Source organism: Mesorhizobium sp., from assembly GCF_004962245.1.
In the GTDB taxonomy this organism is placed as follows: Bacteria; Pseudomonadota; Alphaproteobacteria; order Rhizobiales; family Rhizobiaceae; genus Mesorhizobium.
Map to the genome: position 1 here is coordinate 52,542 of NZ_SUHQ01000019.1, position 25,255 is coordinate 77,796.

Below are 25,255 nucleotides of genomic sequence, written 5' to 3' on the forward strand. Positions count from 1 at the left end.
CGACGCCATGGCTCGAGACCTGACCATCGCGGTCTGCCAGACAGGCCCGATCCAAAAGAGCGCGCAACGCGCCGAGACGGTGGACCGGCTCATCGCGCTTCTGGAAAGAGCGGCCGCCGCCGGCGCTGAAATCGCGGTGTTCCCCGAACTGGCGCTTACGACCTTCTTTCCGCGCTGGCGGATCGACGACGAGGCCGAGATCGAGGCGTTCTTCGAGAACGCCATGCCGGGCCCTGAGACGCAGCGCCTTTACCACGCCGCGGCGCGCCTCAAGATAGGCTTTGCGCTCGGATATGCCGAGCGGACGCGTGAAGACGGGGTAACGCGCCGCTTCAACACGATGGATCTGGTCGGGCAGGACGGCACGCTTATCGGGCGCTACCGCAAGATCCATGTGCCCGGATCGAGCGAGCCGGAGCCGGGCACGACCGTGCACCTCGAACGCCGTTATTTCGAGCCCGGCAATCTCGGCTTTCCGGTCTTCGCCTATCGCGGCGTGCGCGTCGGCATGGCTATCTGCAACGACCGGCGCTGGCCGGAGACCTACCGCATGCTCTGTCTCAACGGCGCCGAGATTGTCCTTATCGGCTACAACACGCCGCTGCTGCTCGATGAGGCACCGGCGCTGGCGCATCTGCGCATGTTCCACAATCATCTGCCGATGCAGGCCGGTGCCTATCAGAACACGGTCTGGGTCGCGGCAGCGGCCAAGGCCGGCGTCGAGGACGGCCAGGCCTTGATCGGCGGCTCCTGCATCGTCGCACCGACCGGCGAAATCGCGGCGCAGGCGATGTCGCTCGACGATGAGGTGATCGTCCATCGCGCCGATCTCGACCTCATCGCCGTCTGCCGTAAGGTGAATTTCGATTTCGCAAGATATCGCCGGCCCGACCAATATCGGCTGATCGCGGATCAGGTTTGAGATGACAGCCCTCGCTGGCCTCAGGAAACAGCAACGAGATGGCCGTTGCCAACATCCTTCAGGGCCAGTTTCGGCGGGTCTTCGCCGATATTTCGAGTCGGGCTCGGGATCTCCTGATCGAGACGCGCGAAACGCGGCCGCCGCTTTGCCGGATCGGGCACCGGCACGGCCTCGATCAAGCGCTTCGTGTAGGGGTGGCGCGGGTTCGAAAAGACCTGGTCGCGGGTGCCCATTTCGACGATCTGGCCGAGATACATGACGGCGACACGATCGGAAATGTTCTCGACCACCGCCATGTCGTGCGAGATGAACAGATAGGCGATGCCGAACTCGCGCTGCAGTTCCTTCAACAGGTCGAGCACGCGGGCCTGCACCGACACGTCGAGCGCCGAAACGCTTTCGTCGGCGATGATGAGTTTGGGCCTGAGCGCCAGAGCGCGGGCGATGCAGATGCGCTGGCGCTGGCCGCCCGAGAATTCGTGCGGATAAAGCTCCATCTGGTCGGCCGACAGGCCGACGCGCTCGAACAGCGATGCCACACGCTGGCTGCGCTCTTCCTTCGAGGCGATGCCGTGGATCAACAGCGGCTCGGCAACGAGGTCGCCGACGCGCATGCGCGGATCGAGCGAGGCATAGGGATCCTGGAAAATCATCTGAACGTCGCGGCGAACCGCCTTGCGCTGGTCACGGCCAAGGCCCGCCAGATTGCGTCCGCCGATCACGATATCGCCCTGGTAGGGCACAAGCCCGGCCAGCGCCTTGGCGGTGGTCGACTTGCCGCAGCCGGATTCGCCGACCAGCGCCAGCGTCTCGTGCGGCGCGATCGAAAAGCTGACGCCTTCGACGGCGTGGACACGGCGGTTCACCCTGCCGAAGAAGCCGCCATGCAGGTCGAAGCGGACATGCAGATCGTTGACGACAGCGACACTCCCGCGCATTTCCGCTTCAACGGACTTCCGGCGGCCGACGCCGGTTCCGATGCGCGGTACGGCGGCGAGCAGTTCACGCGTGTAGTCGGCCTGCGGGCGGGCAAAAATATCGGCGGCTGTCCCCTCCTCGATCATGCGGCCGTGCCGCATGATGATGACGCGATCGGCCATTTCGGCGACCACGCCCATGTCGTGGGTGATGAGGATGATGCTGGTGCCATGTTCGCGCTGCAGATCGCGCAGCAATTCCAGCACCTCGCCTTGCACGGTGACGTCGAGCGCCGTCGTCGGCTCGTCGGCGATCAGCACATCCGGTTTCAGCGCCAGCGCCATGGCGATCATCACGCGTTGGCGCATGCCGCCCGACAGCTCGTGCGGATACTGCTTCAGCCGGCTTTCGGCTTCCGGGATGCGGACAGCCTTCAGCGCCTCGATGGCGTGCCGGCGCGCCTCGGCGCGGGAGAGATCGGTATGAGCCTCGATGGACTCGATCAGCTGCCGGCCGATCGACAGCACCGGATTGAGCGATGTCATCGGCTCCTGGAAGATCATCGCGATGCGGTCGCCGCGAATGTGGCGCATCCGGCGCTCATCGAGCGCCGCCAGATCGATGTCGCCCCGATCCATATTACGAAGCCGGATCGTGCCGGAGTCTATCCGGGCGGCGGGCTGCGGCAGCAACTGCATGATCGCCAGCGCGGTCATCGATTTGCCGGAACCGGATTCGCCGGCAATGCAAAGCGTCTCGCCGCGGGCAAGCGAGAGCGAAAGGTCTGACACCACCGGCCGCTCGCCGTCTTCGCCGCGCACGCTGACGGTCAGGCCGGAGATCTCCAGCACCGGTCCGGCCGTGGTCGAAGCGGCCGGGGCAAAAACCCCGGGCCGCCTATTGCCTGCGCTTTTGCTCATTCGAAGACGCAGCGCGGGAAGTAGAACGACACCACCCAGTTCGGCATGTCGACGATCTCGCTGATCCGGAGATCACCACAGACCGAAACCAGCATGTAGGCCTCGACCGGATCCATTCCGTAGCGGCCGGCAAGCAAGTCGACCATCTGCGAGACCGCTTCCCTGGCGCCCGTCATCAGGTCCGGTCCGATGCCTGTCGTCACCTCATAGCCCTTGGCGTCGAGATGGCGCGTCACCGGCCCCGGCGTGGTGAAGCGCGGCGTCTTCAGCCGCGCACCCTTGACCAAGTCGAGCGTCAGCACGACGTCCATCGGGCTTTCGATCGCCGTGCCGCACACCTCGCCGTCGCCCTGCGCGGCATGCGTGTCGCCGACCGAAAACAGTGCACCGGCCACCTCGACCGGCAGGTAGAGCGTGGTGCCCGCCGCGAGATCGCGTATGTCGAGATTGCCGCCGACGCGCCTTGGTGGCACGACCGAGTGGAGACCCATTTCAGCCGGCGCATTGCCGATGGTGCCGGCGAAGGGTTTCAGCGGCACGCGGGCTTGCCTGCCGAACAGCGCCGGCTCGAGCGAGGCGGCGTCGTATGTCCAGATGTTCAGCGCCGGTTCCGGGAAGTCGTCGGCAAGCAGGCCGAACCCCGGTATGTTCGCCGTCCAGCCGAAGCCGGACGGCTTGAACATCTCGATCGTCACCTTCAGCGCGTCGCCCGGCTCGGCACCCTCGACGAAGATCGGCCCGGTCACCGGGTTGATCCTGTTGAAATCGAGCTTGGCGATATCGGCAACGGTGCTGTCGGCCTGAAGCTGGCCACCGGACGAATCGAGGCACTGGAACTCGATCGTCGAACCGGGCGCCACCCGCTCGGCTGGGACAAAGGAATTGTCCCAGCCGAAATGGTGATGGCGACCGTGGATGGTGTAGTCGCAATTATTGCACATCGGTCACATACACATTGTCGTAGTTGATCGGGATATGGACGGGGTCGACGTAGAGATTGTCGGCACCGCCCATCCGGGCCGATTTCATGGTGAAGCGCTGCTCGTTGAAGACCGGCGCCCAGGGCGCGTCTTCCATGACCTTGCCGTAGATCGCGCTCCACATTTTGGCACGTCCGCCTGATTTGGCCGGATCGACGATCGAGTCGGCCTCCGCCGCCTTGGCGTCGAGGTCCTTGTTGCAGTACCACGACCAGTTCCAGCCGCCTGGAACCGCGCCGGCGCAGCCGAGGATCGGTCCGTAGAAATTGGACGGATCGGGGAAATCGGCGATCCAGGCCATGCCGCCGGACCAGATCATCGGCGCGCCGGCCTTGTCGCCGCCGGCGGCGATGACGTTGGCCTGCGCGAGCGACTGGATGCTGGCCTTGATGCCGACCGCCGCCAGATCCTGCTGGATCGCCTGGGCGATACGCGGGTTGGGGTCGGTGTTCATGGCGAACAGCTGCGTGTCGAAACCATCGGGATGACCGGCCTCGGCAAGCAAAGCCTTGGCCTTGGCCACATCGTAGGGATAGCCCTTGAATTCCTTGTCGTAGCCGGGCATCGACGGCGGCAGCGGCTGGTTGGCCGGCACCGCACGGTTGTTGATCAGCTGGACGATACGGTCCTTGTTGATCGCCATGTTGACCGCTTGCCGCACCTTCACATTGTCGAAGGGTGCCATGGTGGTGTTCATGGTGATGTAGCCGGTGTGCAACTGGCCGCCCTCGACGACGCGGGCCTTCTGCTCGGGATCGGCCATCACCTCCTGGAATTTGGCCGGCGGAATGCCGTCGCCTGGAATGTCGATCTCGCCTTTCTGCAGGCGCAGCAGCGCGACGATCGGCTCCTGGCCGATCTCGAAGCTGATCTTGTCGAGATGCGGCAGTCCCTTGTGCCAGTAATCCGGGTTGCGCTCAAAGACGACGCGCTGACCGAGTGTCCATTCGGCGAGCTTGAAAGCCCCGGTGCCGACCGGATGCTTACCGAAGTCCGCGCCGTATTTCTCGACCTCCTCCTTCGGCACGACATGCGAGAAGTTGATGGCCATGACATGCAAGAAGGTGGCGTCGGGCCGGGTCAGTTCGAACTTGATCGTGTAGGGATCGACGACGGTGACGCCCGCCGGGCCTTCCGCCTTGCCGGCAGCGACGTCGTCATAGCCCTTGATCGAACCGAAGAAGCCGGAGCCCGGGCTCTGTGTCTTTGGATTGGTGACGCGGTCGAGCGAATATTTGACGTCGTCGGCGGTCATCTCGCGGCCATTGTGGAACTTCACGCCGTGGCGCAGCTTGAAGGTGAAGGTCTTGCCGTCGGGGGCGATCTCATAGCTCTCGGCGAGGTCTGGCCGGAGGTTGGTGGTGCCCGGCTCGTAGTCCATCAGGCCGTCGAACAGGCTCTTGATCATCGACCAGTTCTGCCAGTCATAGCCGATGGCTGGATCGAGCGTGGCGACGTCGTCCTTGTAGGTGATGGTGATCGCACCGCCCTGCTTGGCGTTCGGATCGACGGCGTCCTCGGTGCGGGCGCTTGTCATGCCGAGCATCAGCGCGAGCGCCGACACGGCCACGGTGGAGGTCAAGAATTTCTTCATCTCATGTTCCCTTCTCTGGTTGTTATCGGTCTCTTTTTTGGTTTTCATCTGAGCTTGATGCGCGGGTCGATGAACGGTGCGACGGTGTCGGCCAGGAGATTGCCGAGTACGATGGCGAAGGCCGAAACCAGGGTGACGCCCATGATGATTGGAATGTCGACGCGCTGGATGGCCTGCCAGGCAAGCTGGCCGATGCCGGGCCAGCCGAACACGCTTTCGACCACCACGATGCCGCCCATGAAGATGCCGATGTCGATGCCGATCATGGCGATGACCGGCAGGATGGCGTTGGGCAGTGCGTGGCGGAAAATGATGGCGCCGCGCGCAAGGCCCTTGGCGCGGGCGGTCCGCATATAGTCCTGGCGCAGCACGTCGATCATCGACGAGCGCATCATGCGGGCGTACCAGCCGGCGCCAAGGATCCCCATGGTCAGCGAGGGCAGCACCAGATGGCGCCAGCTGCCGTAGCCGCCGATCGGAAACCAGCCGAGCCGCACGGCGAATACATAAAGGAGCAGCAGGCCGACGACGAATTGCGGCGCCGAGACGCCGACAAAGGACGCGACCATCAGTGCCTGGTCGGTGGCGGTGCCGCGCCTGACGGCGGCAAGCAGGCCCATCGTCAGGCCGATCGCCAACTCGCAAAGGATGGCGCCGACCATCAAAAGCAGGCTTGCCGGCAGCCGCGAGACGATGAGCTCCGTGACTTCGGAACGCTGGATGTAGGAGCGTCCGAGATCGCCGCTGAGCAGGCTCACCAGATAGTGCCAGTACTGGATGACGAAGGGCTGATCGAGGCCGAGCTGGCGGCGGATGCTCTCGACCGTCTCGGGCGTGGCGCTGCGGCCAGCGATCTGGCGGACGGGATCGGCGGGCAAAAGATAAAGCAGCGCAAAGGTGATCAGCGAGACGCCGAGCAGGATGAGCACGGACTGGATGACCCGGCGGCCGAGATAGGCGATCATGCCCGGCCCCTTTGCGTCGGATCGAGGATGTCGCGCAGCGCATCGCCGACGAGGTTGAAGGCCAGCGCCAGCGCTAGGATCGCAGCGCCCGGAAAGAACACCAGCCAGGGCGCCGCCTGGAAATAGGTCTGGTTCTCGAAAATGATGTTGCCCCAGGATGCGGTCGGCGGCTGCACGCCGATGCCGAGATAGCTGAGCGTCGCTTCCAAAAGCACGGTGGTCGAGATGCCGAGCGTGCCCCAGACGATGATTGTCGGCAGCAGATGCGGCAGGATATGGCGAAACAGGATGCGTGGCGCGCTTGCGCCGATGGTGCGCTCGGCGTCGATAAACTCGCGCTCGGCGAGCGAACTGGTCTCGGTATAGATGACCCGCGCGGTCTGTACCCAGTTCACCAGTGCGATCACCATGGCAACGATCCACAGGCTTGGCTGGAGCACCGCCGCCAGGCAGATGGCGAGCAGCAGCGCCGGAAAGGCCATCATCAGATCGGTGAAGCGCATGAGCGCGCCGCCGATCCAGCCGCGGAAATAACCCGCGGTGACGCCGACCAGCGTGCCGATCAGAAGCGCCACGCCGTTTGCGACGATGCCGATGATCAGCGAGGTGCGCGCGCCGAAAAGGATGCGGGTCAAGAGATCGCGGCCGAGCAGGTCCGTGCCCAGCCAGAAGCTGGCATTCGGCGGCAAGGGCGCGCCTTCAAGCGTCAGCCCGTCGAACATCTGCTCGTTCGGATCGTAGCCCGTCAACCACGGCGCCAGGATCGCGCCGGCCACTACGACGGCAACGATCACCAGGCCGATCAATGCCAGGGGACGCTTGACCAGACGCCGCCAGACGCCGGCGCGTGGCTTGATTGGCATGCGCCCTGCTGCCGGAAGGTCAGGCGCGATGGGATTGGTCATCGCCGCCTTCTTCTTCCGTCATCGCCACGATCCGGCGCGCGGCCTCCTCGACGCTGATCTGCCAGTTCATCGCCAGCGACCGAAGCTGCGCATAGGCGCGGCCGTCCCCGGCGCTTTTCGACAAGGCCTCGACCGCGCGCACGATGGTCTGGCGTTCCGCGACCCGCAGCCGAAGCGAGGCGATCTCGCTGGCCAAAAGCTTGCGCGCCTCGAAACTCTGCCGCGCGATCAACAGGGCGCTATAGACGCCGGCGTTGCCGACCGGCTTCAGCAGCTGGGCGTCGGCCTTGTGCGACAGCGCCCACTCGATGCGGCCTGGCGCTTCGGAGCCGATCAGCGCCACCAGCGGCATCGGCGCCTCGCCCGGCGTCCACGGGAATTGTTCGTCGAAGCCGAGATCGGCGTCGAAGAAGACGAAATCCGCCGCCAGCGCCTCGGCCGGCAGCTCCGGCCAGCAGCCGACCGTCTCGAGGCCGATGGCCGACAATTGCCGTGTGATCGTCTGCACCGTCGGATGCGGACGATGCAGGACAAAGGCCCTGGCGCCGCCGAGATTCGGGATGCGCGGGACCTTGCTCACGACACCACCCTCAGGCGCGGGCGGCCGAACGTCTCGGTCCGGTCATACCGGGACAGATAGGGATCGGGCGCGACACCCTTGGTTACCGTGACGGTCCTGAACGCGGTGCCCTCGATGCGCCCGATCTGCACCGGCAAGGTGGCGTGCTGGGTTTGCGGATCGATTGAGATGTCGCCCAGCGGGGTTCGAAATGACGTTCCGAAAAAGGCCTGAGGAAGGTCCGGCCATTGTGCGCCGGGATTGCGGGCGAGGATTTCGGCAAGCGTCCGCACCGAGGCATAGGCCGCCGCCTCGAAGGACGAGGCAGGCATGATGGAAGGCACCGAATCGCCCTGGCGATGGGCCGCCGAGATATCGTGGAAGTACGGCCCGACGGAAAGGTGACCGTTGCCCGCCTCGTTGAGCGCCGGCAACTCGCATTCGGTGAGATTGCAGGACAGGATCGGGCAGCGCTCCGGCCTGAAATGCGGGTCGCGTTCGGCAAGTTCGGCATAGGCCGCGATGAAGGCATAGGACGAGGAGCCTATCAGGTTGTTCAGGACGAACTCCGGCCGGGTCGCCTGGATCTCGGCGATCAGCCTGGAGACATCGACCTCGCCGAGCGGCAGATAGCGCTCGCCCAAAACCTTGCCGCCGGCGTCGGCGATCAGGTCGCGGGCGACACGGTTGGTCTCCCAGCCCCAGATGTAGTTCGAGCCGAGCAGGAAGCCGTTGGCGCCGAAGCGCGGCACGACATAGGCCAGCAGCGGGACGAGATGCTGGTTCGGGCAAGCGTGCATGTAGACGACATGCTCGTTCGCTTCGAAGCCCTCATAGGGACAGGCGTACCAGAGCGTGCCGCCGGCGCGCTCGAGAATCGGAATGACCTCCTTGCGGCTCCACGACGTGATGCAGCCGATGATGTGGCGCGCGCCGCTGTTGGCGAGAATGTCGGCGCAGCCCGTCGCGTAGCCGTCGATGTTGCCTTGCGGGTCGCGCTCCACCGGAACGAATTCGATCGGGATGGCAGGATCGGCGTTGACATCGGCGATGGCCGTCATCGCACCCGAACGGCAGGATTCGGACAGCAGGCGGTAGTTGCCCGATCGCGAGTAAAGGATGCCGATTTCGATACGCCGTCCCAAGCAAATCCCCAAAATAACAATGCCCCGCAGCCGCCGCCGCGGAAGGCGAGGCATACGAGGCATTTTTGCCGCCCGGCGGTCGGAGCCGGTATTTTCCCCATTAGCGTATTCGGTACGGCGAGTCAGTCAAGCGGGAAAGTGAGGGCCGGGAAAGTGACCGCGTTGCGTCCGACGACAGGTTGAGCCGCGAACGTGTCCGATCATTTTTGGGTAATGTCGTCGAAGCTCAGATCGAATCGCAAGAGATATTTACGCAGCCGGTCGGCATCGTTGCCGCTAGTTTTTTGCAGCCGCGAGACCGCGAACAATCTTCGCCCGGCCGCGCTGATGGAATTGCTGTCACGGCAAACCTCGAGCACGGCGGCAAGCTGCGTCCGGTCGAACATGTCGATCCGGCTTTGGCGCTCGGGGCCGAGAATTTCCGACAGGATGCACTCCCCGTCGCCGGCGGCTAAACCGGCGCGCCACAACACCCTCAGGCGATCGATTTCTTCGTGCACGGTCTCCTCGTTGATGCGGCCGAGCGGCGCAAGCGTTGCCATGCGTGTGACGGATGCCGAAAGATCGCGGAAATTGGCCCGCCACATGGCCTCCGGCGCCATCGCGAATTTCAGATAGAGCCCTCGCGCTTCCTTGTTGAAGGTGACGTTTTGTCCTTCACGCTCGCTGAACCGGCGCAGTTCGAACTCGAGGTTTGGTTCGATATCTTCCTTGCGATCCCGCAAGGCGGGGAGCTGGAAAGTCCACAGATTTAGTCGCGCGAACAGATCTTCGCGAAACCTGCCCTCTTTGACGCCGATCGAAAGATCGCGATTGGTCCCTGCGAGAAGTTGGAAATCCGACATCACGTCCTGATCGGCGCCGACCGGCAGGAAACGCTTTTCCTCGATGGCGCGCAGGCACATGGCCTGCTCGTCCAGGCCGAGTTCGCCGATCTCGTCGAGGAACAGGACGCCCTTGTTGGCCGATTTCATCAGCCCTGCGCGCCCGTTCTGGGCGCCGGTGAACGCACCTTTGACATGGCCGAACAGCGTCGACATCGCCTGGTCGCCGCGCAGCGTGGCGCAATTGACCTCGATGAAGGCACCGGAGACCTGCCGTTGCGCCTTCTTGAGCTCGTAGATCCGCCTGGCCAGTTGCGACTTGCCGGCCCCGGTTGGACCGGTCAGCAGCACCGGCGCACGCGACCTTATCGCCACCTTCTCGATCTGATCGATCATCTGGTTGAAAGCCGGATTGCGGGTGGCGATGCCCGATTTCAGAAACGACGTTGCCTCATCGCGTTCGGCGGCAAAGCGCGTGGCAATCGCGTCGTAGCGGGAAAGGTCGAGATCGATGATCGAATAACTGCCGGAAGGATCGTCACTGCCCTCGCGTTTGCGTGGCGAAAGCTGAAGCAGACGCGCCGGGATGAAGCGGGCTTCGGTGAGCAGGAACCAGCATATCTGGGCGACATGCGTGCCAGTCGTGATGTTGACGAGATAGTCTTCCTTCTCGGGGTCGAACACATAGGCGCGGGCGAAGTCGCGCAGCTCGGTGTAAACCTCGCTGAAATCCCAAGGATCCTTCATGCCGATGATATGTGACCTGACCTCAGTGGCCGGCGAAACCTCCTCGATGTCGGCAATGATCTGCGTGGCCAAGCGCTGCGAATGCACGTCGTGGATGAGCTCCAGCCGATCGATGAAAAGCCCCGGCTGCTGGCACAGCGCAACCGTTGGTCGCCACCTCTTCCAGCGGTCGTCCCGCCCGCTGGCGTCGAGCGTGGTGCCGAGAATGCCGATCGCGACCCGCCTTCGCATTTTTATCCCTCAGTATAAACTACGATATTAAAATATCACTTTTCTGATACTGGCCTAAACATCTCCGATTGTCAGCCGATTTCCTTCAAAATTATTTCATAGTAAAAACAATGGTTTGTATGTCGCCCGCAATCCAAAACCAGATTCCTCCATTAAACTGGCACGCGGCTTGTAATGCTACTGGTGTGAAAATGAAGGATGAGAACAATGGCGAACAAATCCGTGTTTGCGACGATTGCAGGAAAGCTGCTCCCGCCGGCTGACGCTCGGAACCATGAAGGCGCCCAGGCTTACCGCCTGTCGCCTCATCAGGCTCTGGCGCAGCTGGCGGCGACGGGAACGTTCAACGCGACCTTCTATGCCGAGCCGCGCGAGCAACTGGACGAGGTGCTGAAGCTGGCCTGGCAGGTCGAGCCGGGATTCCTGGCGCGCACCGCCGTCCACGCCTTCGAGCAGGGCTACATGAAGGACATGCCGGCGCTACTGCTGGCTGTTCTCTCGTCAATGCAGGGCGACGAGTTCAACCGGGCGTTCGGGCGAGTCGTCAGGAACGGCAAGATGCTGCGCAATTTCGTGCAGGTCATGCGTTCCGGCGCCACCGGGCGCAAGTCGCTCGGCACGCGGCCGAAGCGCCTTGTCCAGGCCTGGCTCGAACAGGCGGCCGATTACGAGATCATGCGGGCTGCGGTCGGCAATGATCCGTCGCTGGCTGACGTCATCAAGATGGTTCACCCGAAGCCGAAATCGGCGTCGCGTGAGGCGCTTTATGGCTACCTGATCGGTAAGCCGCATGAAGCTGCGGCCTTGCCGGACGTGGTGAAGGCCTTCGAGGCGTTCAAGCGCGATCCGACGCTGCCCGTGCCGGAAGTGCCGTTCCAGATGCTGACCTCGATGCCGCTGACATCAGAGCATTGGGTGCAGATCGCGGCGACGGCCGGCTGGCAGATGCTGCGGCAGAACCTGAACACTTTTGCCCGCAACGGCGTGTTCGAAGTGGAAGGGTTCGCGGAAAGGCTGGCGGCGCGCTTGCGCGATCCGGAAGAGATCCGGCGCGCGCGGGTGTACCCGTATCAGCTCATGGTGGCGTTCACCATGGTCGATGCGAAAGTGCCTGGCGTGGTCAGGGATGCGCTGCAGGATGCGATGGAAATCGCGCTCGGCAACGTGCCCCGGATCGAGGGCAACGTGGTCGTGTGCCCGGACGTTTCGGGGTCGATGGCGTCGCCGGCGACCGGTTACCGCAAGGGCGCGACTTCGGCCGTGCGTTGCATCGATGTGGCTGCCCTGGTGGCCGCCGCAATGTTGCGACGCAATCCGACGGCCAGGGTGTTGCCGTTCGAGAACGATGTGGTGGATGTCAGCCTCAACGCGCGCGACGCGGTGATGACCAATGCCGCGAAGCTTGCCGCCATCGGTGGCGGCGGAACCAACTGTTCGGCTCCGCTGGCACGGCTGGTTCGCGAGAAGGCCAAGGTCGACCTGGTGGTGTTCGTGTCGGACAACCAGTCCTGGGTGGATGCGTCTGCACATGCCCATCAGGGCACGGCAACGATGCAGGAATGGCAGAAGCTGAAGGGGTTGAACCCGGCAGCCAAGCTGGTCTGCGTCGACATCCAGCCGTACACGACAACGCAGGCCAAGCCGCAGGCCGACATCCTGAATGTCGGTGGGTTCTCCGACCGCGTCTTCGACGTGATCGGGACCATGCTGTCCTCGAGCGGCGACCCGGACCATTGGGTGCGCACGATCGAGGCGGTCGAACTCTGAGCAGTTCCAGGAAAAGTGTGAAGCGGTTTTCCGTCCGGAATTGCGTCAAAACAAAGAGATAGACAACGGTCCCGGCAGCGCGCCTGCCGGGACCATCTGGAACAAATTCAGGGCATGACGAATGCCGATGGAACTACAGGCTGTTCACCTCCAGGTCGCGGGTTCGAATCCCGTCGGGTCCGCCACTATGGACCCGTAGCTCAGCGGTTAGAGCGGGACGTTTCGTCAAACCTTGTCGTCATGCCCGACGGCTTTGCGCGGCTCCGATCGAGCCTTGGGAAGAAAGGAACTGAACACAAGGCATGACGGATGCCGGTTGGAACTACAGCTTCAGGTGCTCCTTACGCAGGTTCGATTCCTGCCGTGTCCCATCGGGCACGTAGCCAAGTGGTCGGCGGGAAACGTTTCACCAACACCTTGCCGTCATGACCTCTCAACAAAACCGCGGCGAATGCCGGATGGAACTACAGCATCAGGAACGGGATGCTCCGTGAGGTTCGACTCCTCACCTTGCAGGCGCTCTCTGGCACGAGCGGGACTCCCGGTGTTTCATCATCCCTTGTCGCCGCGGCGACTGAGCGAAATGGCGAATGCAGGCAGGACTACAGGTAGCGCGCCCGTCGAAAGGCGGGAGGTCGGGTGTTCAAATCACTCTCTCGCTCTGCGGAGCGGGGTGGCGCAGTCACCGTCTTGCCGATCCTTGTCGCCAGCCGATTGAACAGGGCGAATGCTGACGGGACTACAGGTAGACGCAGCTCGCAAACGCGGGTGCCGAAAGGCGTGAGGGTTCGTGTCCCTCCTTCGCAGCTTCGCGAAGTGGCGGAAAAATGTCTCGTATTTTCTTGTCGTCTGTTCGCAATACGAAGTGCTGCCAAGGGCAGTGGTACCGAAAGTGAAAGCCATGATCGAGATTTTGAGTGGACAGGATTTGATCGACGCCGGAATGCCGCAGGGCAAGTGGTTCGGCAAGGCGCTCGTCGCTGCAAACGCGGTGCTGGAGAGTGGCGGATCGCATGGCGATGCCCTGGAGGCCGCGCGCGCTTTCGCACCGCCGCCGGCTATGCCGCTGCATGCAGCTGCCTCCATGCCACTGCATCTGAACATCGAGGCCGAAACGCCTGAGGAAGCCGCCAATGTCGAAATGGTCAGGCTGAGCATGATCGAGTTGATGCGCACGCCGGTCATCCGCGCCGGTGCCATCATGCCGGATGCCTGCCCGACCGGTCCGTCGGGCACCATTCCGGTTGGCGGTGTCGCCGTATCCGAGGCAATCCATCCTGGCATGCACTCGGCCGACATCTGCTGCTCAATGGCGATCTCGGTATTCCCTGGCGTGGCGCCTGCCGCGCTGCTGGACGCCGTCCAGACGGTCACCCATTTCGGTCCGGGCGGGCGGCCGCGTGGCCAGCAGTTCCGACCGGCGCAGCAGGTTTTCGAGCGTTTCGAGGCCAGTCCCTTGCTGCGTGACGTGAAGAGCGCGGCGATCGAGCATTTCGGCACGCAGGGCGACGGCAACCATTTCGCCTATGTCGGCACGCTGAAGTCGAGCGGCGAGACCGCGCTGGTCACCCATCATGGCTCGCGTTCGCCGGGCGCCCGGCTCTACAGCAAGGGGATGAAAATCGCCGAGGGTTTTCGCAAGATCCTGTCGCCGGAGACCTTGCCGCAAAACGCCTGGATACCTGCTGACACCAGGGAGGGTGAGGACTATTGGACGGCATTGCAGACGATCCGCGAGTGGACCAAGGGCAATCACCTGCTCATCCACGATTTGGCGGCCGAGCGCCTGTCAACGCGTGTGTCGGACCGGTTCTGGAACGAGCACAACTTCGTCTTCCGCCGCTCGGACGGGCTGTTCTACCACGGTAAGGGGGCCACGCCGGCCTTCGACAACTGGGCCGACGACGCGACCGATCTGACGCTGATCCCGCTCAACATGGCGGAACCAGTGTTGATCGTGCGCGGCAAGAATGCAGCGCACGGACTTGGCTTCTCACCGCACGGCGCCGGGCGCAATTTCTCGCGCACCCAGCACCGGCGCATGCAGGCGGGGCGCAGCGACGCCGATATCTTCGCGGAAGAGACGAAGGGCATCGATGCCCGCTTCTTCTCGGGCGTGACGGATATTTCGGAGCTGCCGAGCGCCTACAAGAACGCGGCTTCGATGCGTCGGCAGATCGAGCGTTTTGGCCTGGCCGAGATCGTCGACGAGGTGGTGCCCTATGGCTGCATCATGGCCGGCGACTGGGAAGCCAACGCGCCCTGGCGCAAGAAAAGGGAGATGCGCTGGCAGCAGGGGCGTCAGTTGTAGTCTCTAGAACCGCAGTGGGCGCGAGCCGGAAAACGCCCATGCGCGACTATGATGTTTATCCAATGGGCCAGCGACCGGCTGGTCGCGGGCCAGTCCGGCGAAGCGAAGCGGAGCAATGTCAGGCAGTCAACGACGTGCGGAAGCGCGCGTCGTTGCCGTCGCCTCGCGGTCAATTGCCAGCCCATCCGCCGACAGGGTTATACCGAATTTTTCGCAGGCCTCCTCGGGCGTGTAATAGCCCAAGGCAACATCCCTCAGCACCAGATCAGCCTCGCGCTGCAACGGGTCGCCGTAGCCGCCGCCGCCCGGCGTGCCGACACGCACACGGTCGCCGGCCTTCAGCGCGATATCCTGCTCCTTGGAGAGATGCGGCGGCACGTGCTCCTCGCCGTCGCGGAACACGGTCACCGTATTGACCGCGCCGTCCTTGCCGCCGAGCGCGCCTTGTGGGCCGAAACGGCCGTGATCCATGACGAAGGAGGCGCGGGCGTCGCCGCGCAGGATTTCGACCTCATAGGCGAGGCCAAAACCGCCGCGATGCTTGCCGGCGCCGCCCGAGCCTTCGCGCAGGGCATAATGGCGGTAGAGCACCGGAAAGGCCTGTTCCATGATCTCGACCGGCGGCGATTTGGAGATGCCGATGGTCGAGCAGCCATTGGTCAGGCCGTCGTGACCGGCGTTGCCGCCATAGCCGCCGCCGGAGATCTGGTACATGACATAGTCGCGGCCGCGCGCCGGATCGTTGCCGCCGAGTGCGAAATTGCCGCTGGAGCCGGCCGGGGCCGCCGTCACCTTGTCCGGCAGCGCCTGCACCATCGCCGCGAACACCGCTTCGGCGATGCGCTGCGAAACCTCGGCCGCGCAGCCCGACACCGGGCGTGGATATTTGGCGTCGAGAAAAGTGCCTTCCGGCCGCTTGACGATCAGTGGCTCGAAGGCGCCGGCGCTGATCGGCACGTCCGGGAAAATGTGGCGCATGGCGAGATAGACCGAGGACAAGGTCGTCGCCAGCACGCTGTTCATCGGCCCGGCGCAGGGCTTTGACGAGCCGGCGAAGTCGAAGCTGAGTGTGTCGCCCTGTTTCTCCACCGCAAGCGCGATGGTCAGCGGCTCGTTCACCACCCCGTCGGAATCGACGAAGGCTTTCGAATGATAGGTGCCGTCGGGAATGGCTGATATGTTGGTGCGCATCTGCTCGGCGGCGCGGCGGCGCAATTCGGCGATCGCGCCGATAACCATTTCGTCTCCGTAACGATCTAGGATTTCGTTCAGCCTGTCCTGGCCGATCAGCAGTGCCGCCGCCTGCGCGCGGATGTCGCCGATGCGCTGGTCGGCGACACGGATGTTGGAGCAGATGATGGCGTAGATCTCTGGGTCGAGAACGCCCTTCTTGAACAGTTTCACCGGCGGCAACCGCAAACCTTCCTGCTCGACCGCTGTTGCCGAGGCGGAAAAGCCGCCGGGCACCGAACCGCCAATGTCGGGCCAATGGCCGGTGTTCGACAGCCAGCAGAAAATCTTGCCACCCCTGTAGACGGGCATGGCGAAGCGCACGTCCATCAGATGGGTGCCGCCGAGATAGGGGTCGTTGACTATGTAGATGTCGCCGGGCTCGGGCGGCAGGCAACGGCCGTCGGCGATCATCTCGATCACCGTCCGCGTCGAATATTGCATCACGCCGACGAACACCGGCAGGCCCTGGCTGCCTTGCGCAATCAGCGAACCGTCGACCGCCGAATAGATGCCGTCGGAGCGGTCATTGGCCTCGGCGATGACAGGCGAGAAGGCGGCGCGCGAGAAGGTCAGGTCCATCTCGTCACAGACCTGCTGCAGTGCCGCCTGGAGGACCGAAAGCGTAATGGCGTCGAGCTTTTCCATCTCAGGCCTCACCAATGTCGATGATGATGTTGCCGTCGGCGTCCGAGCGCGCTCGGTCGCCGGGTTCAAGCACGGTAGTCGCGTCCATCTGTTCGAGGATCGCCGGCCCTTCGAGGACAGCGTTGAGCGGCAGCTTTTCCCTGCTGTAAACCGGCGTGTCGTGCCAGCGCCCGCCATACCAGACCGGCCGGATCTCGCGCCGCGCCTCATCGAGTGTCTTGGCGCGCCCCGCCGGGTCGATCAGCCGGGAAAGATCCATCGCTGGCCTGACACCAGTCACCGAGGTGTTGAGGTTGACCAGATTGGCGCGGATTTCCGGCAGCTCGACCTTGAAGCGCGCGAAATAGGCCTTCTCGAAAAGCTGCTGCAGTACCTCGCGCGTCACCGCGGACGACGGCAGCGGCACGTTGATGATGTGGGTCTGGCCGACGAACTGCATGTCGGCGGAATGCGTGACGCGGATCGCTTCCGGCTTCACCGCTTCCTTGCCGATCAGCTCTTCGCCTTCGTTTCGGTGCCGTTCCAATATCGAGTGAAGCTGGGCTTCATCGAGCCCCACCACCGGCTGGTTGACCGTGTTGACGAAATCGTGGCGCAGGTCGGCAACGACGCAGCCGAGCGCATTGGTGATGCCCGGCCGCGCCGGCACCAGCACTTTGGGCAGGCCGAGCTCGCGGGCCAAGGCGGTCGCATGCAGCGGCCCGGCGCCGCCGAAGGCGAACAGCGCGAAATCGCGCGGGTCGTGGCCGCGCGACACCGACACCATGCGGATGGCGCCGGCCATCTTCATGTTGCCGAGCCGCAGCACCGCACCCGCCGCATCGACACCGGACAGGCCGGTGGTGCGGCCGATCCTGTCCTCGAAGATGCCGGTGACGTATTCGACGGTGACCGGGTTCTCGACCGCGAGTAGCTTCTTCGGCGCCAGCCGGCCGAGCACCAGATTGGCGTCGGTGATGGTCGGCTCCAAGCCACCGCGCCCGTAGCAGATCGGGCCGGGATTGGCACCGGCGCTTTCCGGGCCGATCTGGATCAGGCCAGCCGCATCGACGCGGGCGATCGAACCACCGCCGGCGCCGACCGTGTGCACCGCCACCATCGGCACATGGATCGGCATGGCATATTCGATCTCGATCTCGTTCGAAACTGCCGGCTCGGCATTGCGGATCAGCGCCACGTCGGTCGAGGTGCCGCCCATGTCGTAGGTGACGAGGTTTTCGAAGCCGGCGCGTTTGCCGGTATAGGCTGCCGCAATGACGCCGGAAGCCGGGCCGGACATGACGGTCTTGGCCGACTCACGTGTGACAAAGCGGGCCGAGATCATGCCGCCATTGCCGTTCATGATCAGGAAGTCGCGGGCGTAGCCTTTTGATTCCAATTCCTTGCGCAGCCGCTCGACGTAGCGCTGGAGGATCGGCTGCACCGAGGCGTTGACCGAGGCGGTGACGCCGCGTTCGAATTCGCGCGCTTCCGACAGCAGCGCGTGGCCCGACGTGATGTAGCCGTTCGGCCAAAGCTCCGCGGCGATCTCGGCGGCGCGCCGCTCATGCGCCGGATTGGCGTAGGAATGCAGGAAATGGATGACGAGGGATTCGCAGCCGGCCGCGATCAGCCTTTCTACCGCAGCCCGCATCTCGGCCTCGTCGAGCGGAATGCGCACCGCGCCCGAGGCCTCGACGCGCTCCGACACTTCAAGCCGCAGATTGCGCGGAATGATCGGCACGAAGGTGCCCGTCATGCCATAGGGCTGCGGCCGCGTCCGCCGGCCAAGCTCGATCACGTCGCGAAAGCCCCGCGTGGTGATCATGCCAGTCTTGGCCAGCCGGCGTTCCAGCACGGCGTTGGTGGTGGTCGTCGTGCCGTGGACGATGAGGTCTATACTATCGACCGGAAAGCCGGTGGCACTGAGCGCAGAGACGACACCGAAAGCCTGGTTGTCGATCGTGGTCGGGGTCTTGGCGATATGCACCCGGCCACCGTTACGGCCGTCGATCAGAAGCAGGTCGGTAAAGGTTCCGCCGACATCGATGCCGGCGACGACGCTGCCTAGGGAATCCAGCGTCTGCGCCGAAAAATTCTCTTTCATTGTCGAAACCCGAAATGCCCGGACTACTTATATGTCGCAGTTTGGAAAGGCGTTTTACGCTAGCGTCTTGACGCAAATATCATTTGTATACTAATAAATTCCGGACACAAGAGCTTACCGCTTCGCAGTGTGCAAACGGCACGCCGGAACCTGACCGGTTCGGGCGCGCAGGAGAGGATTTGGCGTCAGCACCTCGGGGTTGGGCCAGAAGGATAGGTTTGATGAACACCACATCCGCGCTCAACACCGTCGGCGCCCGGCCGTTGCAATTCCCTATTCCGGCCAATGTCTATGCCGAGACCGTCGTCTCGGTGAAGCACTATACCGACCGGCTGTTTTCGTTCCGCATCACCCGGCCGCAATCGCTGCGTTTCCGCTCCGGCGAGTTCGTCATGATCGGCCTGCCCAATGCCGAAAAGCCGGTGTTCCGCGCATATTCAATCGCCAGCCCGTCCTGGGACGACGAGCTGGAATTCTTCTCGATCAAGGTGCCGGACGGCCCGCTGACCTCGGAATTGCAAAAGATCCAGGTCGGCGACACCATCATCATGCGGCAGAAGTCGACCGGGACGCTGGTGCTCGACGCGCTGACTCCAGCCAAGCGCCTGTTCATGATCTCGACCGGCACCGGCATCGCGCCCTTCGCCAGCCTGCTGCGCGATCCCGATACCTATGAGAAGTTCGAGCAGGTGATCCTGACCCACACCTGCCGCGACAAGGCCGAACTCACCTACGGCCAGGAGCTGGTGGCGGAGCTGGAGAACGACCCGCTGATCGGTGAGCTGACCGGTGGCCGCGTCACCCTTTACAATTCTACGACGCGTGAAGAGTCCGAGCGCATGGGCCGCATCACCGCGCTGATCGGCTCGGGAAAATTCTATGCCGACCTCGGCATCGACAAGCTCGACCCGGAGACCGACCGCATCATGATCTGCGGCTCGATGCACATGCTCAAGGACGTCAAGGAACTGGCCGAAAGCCTCGGCTTCCAGGAAGGCTCGCTGCATCATCCGGCGAGCTTCGTCGTCGAGCGCGCCTTCGTCGGCTGAGACGCCAGCAGTCCAGCGTTTGCTGCATTCAGACTCTGATTTTGACCATGCGGTCAAAATCAGCTGTTTTCGCAGGCTTTTTCCGCTATGACCGCCTGAAGGACTCGTGAAGCGCTGCTTCACGGTCTATCTTCGGCACAAGTCGTCGAACGAAAGGGCAGGAGATGAGCAGCACAATCCGCGAAGCCGATCTCGGTGCCGGGCCTTCCAAGGTCACGCCGCTGCCGGCGCGCACCGCCGCCAACGCACCAGCGCCGCAAGCGCACGGCATTGCCCGTAATCCAGGCATGAAGCTCGATCTCGGCTTCATGGAATCGATGCGCAGCGTCAACCGCTCGGCGCTGGAACGCCGCGTCGCCAGCCTGACCAAGCGGCGTTCGATCAAGGCCGACAATCAGGCGGCCTGGCTGCTGCGCGCCGTCGCTTGCATGGACCTGACCACGCTGAACTCCAACGATACCGACGAACGCGTGCGCCGGCTCTGTGCCAAGGCGATCAATCCTTTCCGCCGCGACATCGTCGAAGGCCTCGGCATTGCAGGCGAAAATATCCGCCCGGCGGCGGTCTGCGTCTATCATCCCTTCGTCGCCACCGCGGTCGATGCGCTGCGCGGCACCGGCATCCATGTCGCCGCCGTATCCACCGCTTTCCCACACGGCCTCACCCCGCTTTCTACGCGTCTGCAGGAGATCGAGGCGTCGGTGAGCGACGGAGCCGACGAGATCGACGTCGTCATTCCACGCGGGCTGGTCTTCGCGGCGAAGTGGCAGGAGCTCTATAACGAGATCGTTGCGATGCGTGCTGCCTGCGGCGAGGCGCATCTGAAGGTCATCCTCGGCACCGGCGACCTCGCCACGCTGCGCAACGTCATGCTCGCCTCGATGGTGGCGATGATGGCGGGCGCGGACTTCATCAAGACCTCGACCGGCAAGGAAAGCGTCAACGCGACGCTGCCTGTCGGCCTTGCCATGGTGCGCGCCATCCGCGCCTATTTCGAGGAGACCGGCTATCTCATCGGCTTCAAGCCGGCTGGCGGCATTTCAACCGCCAAGGCTTCGCTCGACTGGCTGGTGCTGATGAAGGAGGAGCTCGGCCGGCGGTGGCTGGAGCCCGATCTGTTCCGCTTCGGAGCATCGAGCCTTTTGACCGACATCGAGCGCCAGCTCGAACATCATCTGACGGGCCGTTATTCGGCCAATCATCGTCACGCGATGGCGTGATTTCGGAGCGCTCCATGAACATTCTCGAACGCTATCACGCCATGGATTACGGCCCGGCGCCGGAGGCCCGCAACGAGGCCGATGCCTGGCTGGCAGCACGCGATTTCTCAAAGGCGCTGTTCATCGGCGGCGACTGGAAGTCAGCCGACGGCGGCAAGACCTTCGACACCAGCGATCCGTCCTCCGGAAAATTGCTGGCCAAGGTCTCGAATGCCGATGCTGCCGATATCGACGCGGCGGTTTCGGCCGCGGCCAAGGCGTTGCCGAAATGGAGCGCCAGCTCCGGCTATCAGCGCGCGAAAGTGCTCTACGCCATTGGCCGCGCCATGCAGCGCCACCAGCGCCTGTTCGCGGTGCTGGAATCGATCGACAACGGCAAGCCGATCCGCGAAAGCCGCGACATCGATGTACCGCTGGCCATTCGCCATTTCATCCACCATGCCGGATGGGCGCAAGCGCTGGACAGGGATTTTCCCGGCCATAAGGGCGTCGGCGTCGTCGGCCAGATCATTCCGTGGAACTTCCCGTTGCTTATGCTGGCCTGGAAGATCGCGCCGGCACTCGCCGCCGGCTGCACGATCGTGCTGAAGCCGGCCGAGTTCACGCCACTCACCGCCATCCTGTTCGCCGAGATCTGCGAACGATCAGGCGTGCCGAAGGGCGTCGTCAACATCGTCCAGGGCGGGCCGGAAGCGGGCGCGGCAATCGTCAATCATCCCGGCATTCAGAAGATCGCCTTCACCGGGTCGTCCGAGGTCGGCAAGATCATCCGCAAGGCCACCGCCGGTTCGGGCAAGAAACTATCGCTGGAACTTGGCGGCAAATCGGCCTTCGTCGTCTTCGAGGATGCCGATCTCGATAGCGCCGTCGAGGGACTGGTCGACGGTATATGGTTCAACCAGGGCCAGGTCTGCTGCGCCGGTTCGCGGCTGCTGGTGCAGGAAGGCATCGCGGATGCCTTTATTGCCAAGGTCAAGGTGAGGATGAGCCGGCTGCGCGTCGGCAGCCCGCTCGACAAGAACACCGACATCGGCCCGCTGGTCGACTTGAGCCAGCTTGACCGCGTCAAGGGTCTGGTCGCGGAAGGGGCCAAACAGGGCGCCGTCTGCTGGCAGCCGGACGCGGCACTGCCGTCTTCCGGCTATTACCATCTGCCGACACTCGCCACTGGCGTTTCGCCGGCTAATATCCTGGCGCAGGAGGAGGTGTTCGGGCCGGTGCTCGCGACCATGACCTTCCGCAATACCGAGGAAGCGATCGAGCTTGCCAACAACACCCGCTACGGGCTGGCCGCCTCGGTGTGGAGCGAGAACGTCAACCTTGCGCTGCATGTCGCGCCGCAATTGAAGGCCGGCGTCGTATGGGTCAACGGCACCAACATGTTCGACGCAGCCTGCGGCTTCGGCGGTTACCGCGAGAGCGGCTTCGGCCGCGAAGGCGGGCGCGAGGGCATGTTCGAATACCTCTCGGTAAAACTGCCGCTCGGAGCCGCCATCAAGCCGGCAACGGCTTCGGTCCAGCCTGTCGAGCAGGCCGAAAGCGATGCCATCGACCGCACGGCAAAGCTGTTCATCGGCGGCAAGCAGGTCAGGCCGGACGGCAATTACTCGATCGCCGTCCCCACCGCCAAGGGCAAGCTCGCCGGCGAGGTCGGTCTCGGCAATCGCAAGGATATCCGCGATGCTGTCGCGGCCGCGCGTGCCTGTAAGGGCTGGCCGGCGGCGACCGCCTACAACCGTGCCCAAGTGCTCTACTATCTGGCCGAGAACCTCTCCGGTCGTGCCGACGAATTTGCGGCGCGACTCACCCAGCTCACCGGCGCCACCGCCAAGGCGGCGCGCGAGGAGGTCGACCAGTCGATCGAGCGGCTGTTCCTCTATGCCGGCCTGGCCGATAAGTTCGAGGGCCGCGTCCACCAGCCGCCGGCCCGCGCGGTCACGCTGGCGCTGCACGAGCCGGTCGGCGTCGTCGGCATCGTCGCATCCGACGACGCGCCCTTGCTTGGCCTGATCTCGCTGGTTGCGCCGGCGCTCGCCATGGGCAACACGGTGGTCGCGGTGCCTTCCGAAAAATATCCGCTGCTCGCCACCGACCTCTACCAGGTCATCGAATATTCCGACGTTCCGGCCGGCGCCATCAACATCGTCACCGGCCGTACCGCCGAACTTACCGGCGTCTTGGCCAAGCATGACGACGTCGACGGGCTCTGGGTGTTCGCCGATGCCGAGACCTGCGCCAAGGCCGAGGCCGAGTCGATCGGCAACCTCAAGCGCGTCTGGACCGGCCACGGCCGCAGCCTCGACTGGACCTCGACCGAGGCCGCCGGCGATGCCTTCCTGCGCCGTGCCGTCGAGGTCAAGAACGTCTGGGTGCCCTACGGCGACTGAGCTTCCGTCGGGCGCTCGCAGAGGACGTCCGGGCTTGACGGCAGGAAAGATGCTCTTTACCGAGAAAAAACATTTGCCCCAAAGCGAACGGCGACGCAGGCGGCACAAGGGTGCCCGTCTGGCACATTGCGCCTTGGTCGCGTGCCGGTAAAAACCGGGCGGCCACAGAGGAGAAAAGAATGGCGGATCTGACAGGCAAGGTCGTGGTCGTCACGGCGGCGGCGCAAGGCATAGGTCGGGCGAGCGCGCTGGCTTTCGCCAAGGCGGGCGCCATCGTCCATGCCACCGATATCAACGAGGTGATGCTCGCCGAACTCGGCAAGACGTCCGGGATCAAGACGCGCAAGCTCGACGTGCTGAACGACGAGGCGGTGACGTCGGCCTTCGCGGAGATCGGTCCCGTCGACGTGCTGTTCAACTGCGCCGGCTTCGTCCATTCGGGCTCGATTCTCGAAATGAAGGACGGCGATCTCGACTTTGCCTACGATCTCAATGTCCGCTCGATGATCCGCACCATCCGCGCCGTATTGCCCGGCATGCTGGAGCGCGGCGACGGCTCGATCATCAACATGTCGTCGCTGGCCGGCTCGACCAAGGGCGTGCCGAACCGCTTCGTCTACGGGCTGACCAAGGCGGCCGTCATCGGCCTGACCAAGTCTATCGCCGCCGACTATGTCGGCAAGGGCATACGCTGCAATGCTATCTGCCCGGGCACGGTCGAGAGTCCGTCGCTGGAGGACCGCATGCATGCGCAGGGTGACTACGAGGCGGCGCGCGCCGCCTTCATCGCCCGCCAGCCGATGGGCCGCCTCGGCACGCCGGAGGAAATCGCCGATCTCGCCGTCTATCTGGCCGGCGCCACCTATACGTCGGGGCAGGCCTATAATATCGACGGTGGCTGGTCGATCTGAGCTCATCTGAATCAAGGAGAGGAATTCTATGAAACTGCTGCGCTATGGCGAGGTGGGGAGCGAACGCCCCGGCCTGCTCGATGCGGATGGGACGATCCGTGACCTCTCCGCCCATGTCACCGACATTGCCGGCAAGGCGCTCGACCCGGCATCCCTTGAGACATTGTCGAAGCTCGATCCGAAATCGCTGCCGGCGGTTTCCGGCAAGCCCCGCATCGGTGCCTGCGTCGCCGGCACCGGCAAATTCATCTGCATCGGCCTGAACTATTCCGACCATGCCGCCGAAACCGGTGCCACCGTGCCGCCGGAACCGATCATCTTCATGAAGGCAAGCTCGGCCATCGTCGGGCCGGACGACGACGTGCTGATCCCGCGCGGCTCCGTCAAGACCGACTGGGAAGTCGAGCTTGGCGTGGTCATCGGCAAGACCGCGAAATACGTCACCGAGGCCGAGGCGCTGGATTATGTCGCCGGCTATTGCGTTGCGCATGACGTTTCCGAACGTGCGTTCCAGGCCGAGCGCCAGGGCCAATGGACCAAGGGAAAATCCTGCGACACGTTCGGGCCGATCGGTCCGTGGCTGGTGACCAAGGACGAGGTGAAGGACCCGCAGAACATTCCGATGTGGCTGAAGGTCAACGGCAAGACCATGCAGAACGGCTCGACCAAGACCATGGTCTATGGCGTCGCCTACCTGGTGTCCTATCTCAGCCAGTTCATGTCCCTGCATCCGGGCGACATCATTTCGACCGGCACGCCGCCCGGCGTCGGCCTCGGCATGAAGCCGCCGGTGTTCCTGAAGCCCGGCGACGTCGTCGAACTCGGCATCGAAGGGCTGGGCACGCAGAAGCAGACGTTCAAGGCGGACGTGTAGGAGCTCTTCCGAGCGAAGCTCGGGCGGATGAGGGGTGTTCCAGCTTGGCACCGCCGGCACTC

General features: G+C 63.9%; 18 protein-coding genes. 8 read left to right on the forward strand and 10 right to left on the reverse strand.

What is annotated here, in order from left to right; translation table 11 throughout:
• The first annotated feature begins 7 nt into the window (after window positions 1-7).
• Window positions 8-922 (forward strand): nitrilase-related carbon-nitrogen hydrolase, encoded by a 915-nt coding sequence (locus tag E5X88_RS20490; protein WP_292164483.1) that lies wholly within the window; start codon window positions 8-10, stop codon window positions 920-922.
• Between the two features lie 20 nt (window positions 923-942).
• Here the strand turns inward: E5X88_RS20490 and E5X88_RS20495 are convergent, their stop codons facing one another.
• The 8 genes from E5X88_RS20495 to rtcR form a co-directional block, all read right to left on the reverse strand.
• A complete protein-coding gene (locus tag E5X88_RS20495) occupies window positions 943-2,760 on the reverse strand; it encodes an ABC transporter ATP-binding protein (RefSeq protein ID WP_292164484.1) in 1,818 nt (605 codons plus the stop codon).
• The gene (locus E5X88_RS20500) at window positions 2,757-3,701 is read right to left on the reverse strand and encodes an acetamidase/formamidase family protein (RefSeq protein WP_292164485.1); all 945 of its coding nucleotides are present in this window, start codon (window positions 3,699-3,701) and stop codon (window positions 2,757-2,759) included. Before E5X88_RS20500 ends, E5X88_RS20495 begins: the two co-directional genes overlap by 4 nt.
• Window positions 3,691-5,334: an ABC transporter substrate-binding protein gene (locus E5X88_RS20505; RefSeq protein WP_292164487.1), complete on the reverse strand. Its 1,644-nt coding sequence runs from the start codon at window positions 5,332-5,334 to the stop codon at window positions 3,691-3,693. Before E5X88_RS20505 ends, E5X88_RS20500 begins: the two co-directional genes overlap by 11 nt.
• Window positions 5,335-5,378: 44 nt before the next feature.
• Window positions 5,379-6,299: an ABC transporter permease gene (locus E5X88_RS20510; protein ID WP_292164489.1), complete on the reverse strand. Its 921-nt coding sequence runs from the start codon at window positions 6,297-6,299 to the stop codon at window positions 5,379-5,381.
• Window positions 6,296-7,162 (reverse strand): ABC transporter permease, encoded by an 867-nt coding sequence (locus tag E5X88_RS20515; RefSeq protein WP_292164635.1) that lies wholly within the window; start codon window positions 7,160-7,162, stop codon window positions 6,296-6,298. The genes E5X88_RS20510 and E5X88_RS20515 overlap by 4 nt, the downstream gene beginning before the upstream one ends.
• A gap of 19 nt (window positions 7,163-7,181) precedes the next feature.
• On the reverse strand, window positions 7,182-7,784 hold the full coding sequence (locus E5X88_RS20520; RefSeq protein WP_292164490.1) for a transcriptional antiterminator: 603 nt from the start codon (window positions 7,782-7,784) through the stop codon (window positions 7,182-7,184).
• A complete protein-coding gene (locus E5X88_RS20525) occupies window positions 7,781-8,908 on the reverse strand; it encodes a transporter substrate-binding protein (RefSeq protein ID WP_292164492.1) in 1,128 nt (375 codons plus the stop codon). The genes E5X88_RS20520 and E5X88_RS20525 overlap by 4 nt, the downstream gene beginning before the upstream one ends.
• Before the next feature lie 200 nt (window positions 8,909-9,108).
• A complete protein-coding gene (rtcR, locus tag E5X88_RS20530) occupies window positions 9,109-10,710 on the reverse strand; it encodes an RNA repair transcriptional activator RtcR (protein WP_292164495.1) in 1,602 nt (533 codons plus the stop codon).
• Window positions 10,711-10,917: 207 nt separating this feature from the next.
• Between rtcR and E5X88_RS20535 the strand changes: the two genes are divergently transcribed.
• Together E5X88_RS20535 and E5X88_RS20540 are read left to right on the forward strand one after the other, a co-directional pair.
• Window positions 10,918-12,477 carry an RNA-binding protein gene (locus E5X88_RS20535; protein ID WP_292164496.1) on the forward strand — a complete coding sequence of 520 codons (1,560 nt, stop codon included), beginning with the start codon at window positions 10,918-10,920 and terminating at the stop codon, window positions 12,475-12,477.
• A gap of 901 nt (window positions 12,478-13,378) precedes the next feature.
• Complete coding sequence (locus tag E5X88_RS20540; protein WP_292164497.1) at window positions 13,379-14,788, forward strand: RtcB family protein; 1,410 nt, start codon at window positions 13,379-13,381, stop codon at window positions 14,786-14,788.
• 126 nt (window positions 14,789-14,914) lie between these two features.
• Here E5X88_RS20540 and E5X88_RS20545 read toward each other — a convergent pair whose 3' ends face one another.
• A complete protein-coding gene (locus tag E5X88_RS20545; RefSeq protein ID WP_292164500.1) occupies window positions 14,915-16,666 on the reverse strand; it encodes a hydantoinase B/oxoprolinase family protein in 1,752 nt (583 codons plus the stop codon).
• A gap of 1 nt (window position 16,667) precedes the next feature.
• Window positions 16,668-18,752 (reverse strand): hydantoinase/oxoprolinase family protein, encoded by a 2,085-nt coding sequence (locus E5X88_RS20550; protein WP_292164501.1) that lies wholly within the window; start codon window positions 18,750-18,752, stop codon window positions 16,668-16,670.
• A 221-nt stretch (window positions 18,753-18,973) separates the two neighbouring features.
• Between E5X88_RS20550 and E5X88_RS20555 the strand changes: the two genes are divergently transcribed.
• From E5X88_RS20555 to E5X88_RS20575, 5 genes are all read left to right on the forward strand, one after another.
• Window positions 18,974-19,801: a ferredoxin--NADP reductase gene (locus tag E5X88_RS20555; RefSeq protein ID WP_292164503.1), complete on the forward strand. Its 828-nt coding sequence runs from the start codon at window positions 18,974-18,976 to the stop codon at window positions 19,799-19,801.
• Between the two features lie 164 nt (window positions 19,802-19,965).
• Entirely contained in the window at window positions 19,966-21,021 is a 1,056-nt protein-coding gene (gene deoC / locus E5X88_RS20560; protein WP_292164504.1) for a deoxyribose-phosphate aldolase, read from the forward strand.
• A 14-nt stretch (window positions 21,022-21,035) separates the two neighbouring features.
• Window positions 21,036-23,408 carry an aldehyde dehydrogenase family protein gene (locus E5X88_RS20565; RefSeq protein WP_292164505.1) on the forward strand — a complete coding sequence of 791 codons (2,373 nt, stop codon included), beginning with the start codon at window positions 21,036-21,038 and terminating at the stop codon, window positions 23,406-23,408.
• Window positions 23,409-23,587: 179 nt separating this feature from the next.
• Window positions 23,588-24,319 carry an SDR family oxidoreductase gene (locus E5X88_RS20570; protein WP_292164506.1) on the forward strand — a complete coding sequence of 244 codons (732 nt, stop codon included), beginning with the start codon at window positions 23,588-23,590 and terminating at the stop codon, window positions 24,317-24,319.
• A 28-nt stretch (window positions 24,320-24,347) separates the two neighbouring features.
• Window positions 24,348-25,193 (forward strand): fumarylacetoacetate hydrolase family protein, encoded by an 846-nt coding sequence (locus E5X88_RS20575; protein WP_292164507.1) that lies wholly within the window; start codon window positions 24,348-24,350, stop codon window positions 25,191-25,193.
• Window positions 25,194-25,255: the final 62 nt, after the last annotated feature.

Bases quoted from the DNA above. Each gene is read 5' to 3' on its own strand.
- E5X88_RS20490 (WP_292164483.1), top strand. From the start codon at position 8: ATGGCTCGAGACCTGACCATCGCGGTCTGCCAGACAGGCCCGATCCAA.
- E5X88_RS20495 (WP_292164484.1), bottom strand. From the start codon at position 2,760: ATGAGCAAAAGCGCAGGCAATAGGCGGCCCGGGGTTTTTGCCCCGGCC.
- E5X88_RS20500 (WP_292164485.1), bottom strand. From the start codon at position 3,701: ATGTGCAATAATTGCGACTACACCATCCACGGTCGCCATCACCATTTC.
- E5X88_RS20505 (WP_292164487.1), bottom strand. From the start codon at position 5,334: ATGAAGAAATTCTTGACCTCCACCGTGGCCGTGTCGGCGCTCGCGCTG.
- E5X88_RS20510 (WP_292164489.1), bottom strand. From the start codon at position 6,299: ATGATCGCCTATCTCGGCCGCCGGGTCATCCAGTCCGTGCTCATCCTG.
- E5X88_RS20515 (WP_292164635.1), bottom strand. From the start codon at position 7,162: ATGCCAATCAAGCCACGCGCCGGCGTCTGGCGGCGTCTGGTCAAGCGT.
- rtcR (WP_292164495.1), bottom strand. From the start codon at position 10,710: ATGCGAAGGCGGGTCGCGATCGGCATTCTCGGCACCACGCTCGACGCC.
- E5X88_RS20535 (WP_292164496.1), top strand. From the start codon at position 10,918: ATGGCGAACAAATCCGTGTTTGCGACGATTGCAGGAAAGCTGCTCCCG.
- E5X88_RS20540 (WP_292164497.1), top strand. From the start codon at position 13,379: ATGATCGAGATTTTGAGTGGACAGGATTTGATCGACGCCGGAATGCCG.
- E5X88_RS20545 (WP_292164500.1), bottom strand. From the start codon at position 16,666: ATGGAAAAGCTCGACGCCATTACGCTTTCGGTCCTCCAGGCGGCACTG.
- E5X88_RS20550 (WP_292164501.1), bottom strand. From the start codon at position 18,752: ATGAAAGAGAATTTTTCGGCGCAGACGCTGGATTCCCTAGGCAGCGTC.
- E5X88_RS20555 (WP_292164503.1), top strand. From the start codon at position 18,974: ATGAACACCACATCCGCGCTCAACACCGTCGGCGCCCGGCCGTTGCAA.
- deoC (WP_292164504.1), top strand. From the start codon at position 19,966: ATGAGCAGCACAATCCGCGAAGCCGATCTCGGTGCCGGGCCTTCCAAG.
- E5X88_RS20565 (WP_292164505.1), top strand. From the start codon at position 21,036: ATGAACATTCTCGAACGCTATCACGCCATGGATTACGGCCCGGCGCCG.
- E5X88_RS20570 (WP_292164506.1), top strand. From the start codon at position 23,588: ATGGCGGATCTGACAGGCAAGGTCGTGGTCGTCACGGCGGCGGCGCAA.
- E5X88_RS20575 (WP_292164507.1), top strand. From the start codon at position 24,348: ATGAAACTGCTGCGCTATGGCGAGGTGGGGAGCGAACGCCCCGGCCTG.